Annotated in this window: 6 protein-coding genes and 1 pseudogene; 4 read left to right on the top strand and 3 right to left on the bottom strand. The window is 50.0% G+C overall.

Annotated elements, in window-relative coordinates; all coding sequences use genetic code 11:
* The first annotated feature begins 269 nt into the window (after positions 1-269).
* The 3 genes and pseudogenes from L2082_RS18915 to L2082_RS18905 form a co-directional block, all read left to right on the top strand.
* Complete coding sequence (locus tag L2082_RS18915) at positions 270-560, top strand: hypothetical protein (RefSeq protein WP_446012169.1); 291 nt, start codon at positions 270-272, stop codon at positions 558-560.
* Complete coding sequence (locus L2082_RS18910) at positions 557-1,168, top strand: class I SAM-dependent methyltransferase (protein ID WP_446012170.1); 612 nt, start codon at positions 557-559, stop codon at positions 1,166-1,168. The genes L2082_RS18915 and L2082_RS18910 overlap by 4 nt, the downstream gene beginning before the upstream one ends.
* A pseudogene (locus L2082_RS18905) lies at positions 1,165-1,464 on the top strand (glycosyl transferase); the annotation flags it as partial. The gene L2082_RS18910 and the pseudogene L2082_RS18905, both read left to right, overlap by 4 nt.
* Before the next feature lie 155 nt (positions 1,465-1,619).
* Here the strand turns inward: L2082_RS18905 and L2082_RS18900 are convergent.
* The 3 genes from L2082_RS18900 to L2082_RS18890 all read right to left on the bottom strand — a co-directional run bounded on the left by L2082_RS18900 (position 1,620) and on the right by L2082_RS18890 (position 2,871).
* Positions 1,620-1,880 (bottom strand): hypothetical protein, encoded by a 261-nt coding sequence (locus L2082_RS18900; RefSeq protein ID WP_446012168.1) that lies wholly within the window; start codon positions 1,878-1,880, stop codon positions 1,620-1,622.
* Between the two features lie 197 nt (positions 1,881-2,077).
* A complete protein-coding gene (locus L2082_RS18895; RefSeq protein ID WP_446012167.1) occupies positions 2,078-2,383 on the bottom strand; it encodes a hypothetical protein in 306 nt (101 codons plus the stop codon).
* A 185-nt stretch (positions 2,384-2,568) separates the two neighbouring features.
* Positions 2,569-2,871 carry a helix-turn-helix domain-containing protein gene (locus L2082_RS18890; protein ID WP_446012166.1) on the bottom strand — a complete coding sequence of 101 codons (303 nt, stop codon included), beginning with the start codon at positions 2,869-2,871 and terminating at the stop codon, positions 2,569-2,571.
* Between the two features lie 132 nt (positions 2,872-3,003).
* Between L2082_RS18890 and L2082_RS18885 the strand changes: the two genes are divergently transcribed.
* Positions 3,004-3,243, top strand: coding sequence for a hypothetical protein (locus tag L2082_RS18885; RefSeq protein WP_446012165.1), 240 nt, complete (start codon positions 3,004-3,006; stop codon positions 3,241-3,243).
* The last annotated feature ends 150 nt before the right edge of the window (positions 3,244-3,393 follow it).

The following is a 3,393-nucleotide window of genomic DNA, read 5'->3' as shown; positions in this document are numbered from 1 at the left end:
GTGAGAGCCTTTACAAAAGCCTATCAGGTGAGCGAATCCCGACCACGGAAACTCTCTTTAAAGTTGTTCACGCACTGGGTTTCAAGTTGTCGGTCACCTTGAGGGATGCATCAAGCGGTTCAGGCCCTGTAATCCGCCATCCCGGACATGGAGAACATTCTTAGAGAAAAGGGGACAGATTTGTTTTTCATTTGAAGGTGAGTCCAATTTTGGCAGTGTGAGATCATGCCAAGAAAAGCCCCTGTCATAATTTCCGATTCCTGGGGCAGATGGAGCAGGCCCTGAAAGAAAAGCAGATCACCTTTGCCCAGATCATGCAGGCCATGATGGTGCTCACCGGCGGGGGCCATGCCTGCCCGGTCCAGGAGGATGCCGTGATCAGCAAGGTGAAAAAAACCAGCCGGGCGTTGAACACCCACCTGATGAACAGCGCCCGGAGCAGCAGCGACATCACTGCCCTGGCAAGCCCTGTGACCGGGGGCGGCATTACCGTGGGGAGGTTTGATCAGCTTTTTGCCCTGGCCGTCACCCTGTCCCTCGTATTTATTCGTCCTGCCTGAAAACCTTTCTGCACATAGGCTGCGGACCCAAACGCAAGGACCGGACCACGCCAGCCTTTAACGCAGATGCCTGGCAGGAACTCCGCCTGGACATAGACCCCTCCGTCAATCCAGATATTACCGGCACCATGACCGACATGTCTGAAGTTGAGACGGCAAGTGTGGACGCAGTGTTTTCCAGCCACAACATCGAACACCTGTATCCCCACGAAGTCCCCATCGCCTTGGCAGAATTCAAACGGGTATTAAAACCGGACGGGTTTGCTGTCATCACCTGTCCGGACCTGCAATCGGTGTGTGCTTTGATTGCTGAAGACAAACTCACGGAGACAGCGTATACGTCTCCGGCCGGACCCATTGCCCCCATCGATATTCTGTACGGGTACTGGCCGTCTCTGGCAAAGGGCAATCTGTTCATGGCTCACCGGTGCGGGTTTACCCAGAAGGTGTTGACCGGCACACTGCAAGCTCATGGGTTTGTCAATGTGGCTTCCATGAAAAGAGGCGCACCCGGATACGACCTCTGGGCTTTGGCCACAAAGCAGGCTGTGGATGAAGCGTCCCTGCGTGAGCTGGCAGCATTGCATTTTCCTGGAACACAGCCATGAATATATTATTTGTCCACCAGAATTTTCCCGGCCAGTTCAAGTTTTTGGCTCCAGCCCTGGCAGCCCAGGGTCACCAGGTGGTGGCCATGACGATGCAAAAGTTGGATATACAGGCATGGCAGGGGGTCAGGCTGGTTTCCTATACCGTCAATCGGGGAAGCACGCCGGGGGTTCATCCCTGGGTGTCTGATTTCGAGACCAAGACGATCCGGGCCGAAGGCTGCTTCAATGCAGCGCTGGAATTGATGAAGGCCAACGGGTTTGTGCCCGATGTGATCGTAGCTCACCACGGCTGGTGTTTGTGGAAAAGACGCTGCCCATGATACGGCGGCTGGGTGGGGTGGAAAGGGGACGCAGGGCAGGGAAGGGCGCTCGATGTTCAGGGCCTGACTGGATATTGATCAGGCCCGTGGTGCCTGACATGGTATAAGCTTGGGGGACGAGGGTTGTTCTAAGCCGGGTCTTGGGCGGTCAGTTCTTCCAGGGTTTTTCTGAATTCTTCGATGTCTTTGCTCTGGATAGAAGACTTGTGTAATTTTCTAAGCATAATCCGGTTGTTCAGGTCTTTTATCAGCTTGCGAATATCCGCTGGAACGTTGTTGCTGAATTTTATGTCCAGGGCATCTAAAACCATTTCTCTGGCTTCGTTGAGTTGGCCGATATCCTGGCCCTTCTCTATCCCAATCCTCTCTGCGCTTGTAATATACGGCATTTTCTTTTCCTCCTCATATGCAATCAAATCTTGCGTAAACTTCTTGGTCAAGTCATCTGGCAGCATCATCAACCAGTCCACCAGGCGGTAAAGACTCAGGATGTCTTTTGTGGAGAACCCTTTTTCATACAGTGCCCTGGTGATGGTCCACTTCCAGGTGTATCGTTCCTGGGGGTTGTTTTTGGTAGCCTTGGTCTTTAAATGGGCCGCCGGGCAAAGTCTGGGTCTTTGTCGCTCTGTACCTCGATGTGGACCATGACATGGAACGGTTCATTCTCCAGGGACCACACCCGGACCAGTTTGTCTGCATGTTTTCTGCCGATCTCTGCATCCCTGACCACCTGCTGCAACTCTTTGTCGAGGAATTGATGGCCCTTGTCCCAGGCGATCCGTGCAGCGATGTCCGGGAAAAAGAACTGTATCAGTTCCTTGAAATACAATTCCATGCCCTCTTTCCAGGGGCTGTCGTAGTCATCGGCTATGTTATTTTCCAGAGTGTTCATAGCGATATTCTATACACGTTCCGGGGAAAATGCAAGATCGAAAATAGGGCAGGGCACCTTGGTTTGAATCTTTCCCGGAAAGACTGAGCAGTAAGCTTTAAGCCAGTGGGGATCATCCTTGCTGACTTTTTTTGTATTTAACCCCTTCGAAAATTTCATCATTTATAAAGACAATACCTTCCTTTTCAAGGGTTGCTTGAATGACCCGTATGGTGCTTGTTTTCATCTATCTGCTCATCAAGTGCACTACTGTTGGGCAGCAGGAGCACACCGATCATCCCATCAGGTCTGTTGATAAATTCAATCCCGGCCTCCTCCAATGTCTTGATCACCAGTCTTACAGTGCTTTCTCTGGATTTTTTCACATCTTTTTCCATACTGGCAATTGGTGATTGCGACAAGCTGGCTTCTTCTCCCAATTTTTGTTGAGACCATTCTAAAAGAGCTCTTGCCGCTCGTATCTGTGTGCCTGTGATCTGTTTATACATAATTCATTTTCAGTCCCTAATTTATACAACTACCTTTATCATAAGATTTGCTTGACCGAAACAATTTTCAATGGTAAGGGTATTTTACTTTTTAAAGGTAATAAATTTTTTAAAGGTAAAAGGAGATCAGCTATGCCAAAGCTACAATTAACCCAGCAGTTCGTAGACAACCCGCCCATTGTTCAGCACAAAACCAAGACAGATTATTTCGACACCCGGCTGACCGGTTTCTTTCTGGAGGTCAGGGCCACGGGCAAGGCCACCTATTACCAGCGGTATCGGGATAAACACAGGAGGAACCGTCAATTGCCCATCTATCTTGATCTTGCCAGGGTGGTCGGGTTATCAAACGGTCCCGGCAACTCATATTGAGAATTTCCAAAGGCCACCCATCCTTTAACCTTTTAATAGCTGCCCGCAAACGGATAGCCATGTTGGAGGCAGCACCATCAGGATAATAATGCCATCGTTTAACCAATATTATCGTAGAAAAATTCTTTTCAACAGGAGAGGTGCGTCAAA

It is taken from the genome of Candidatus Electrothrix sp., from assembly GCF_052785085.1.
Note: the sequence above shows the minus strand (reverse complement) of the source record. Positions and strands in the feature narration are given on the sequence as shown.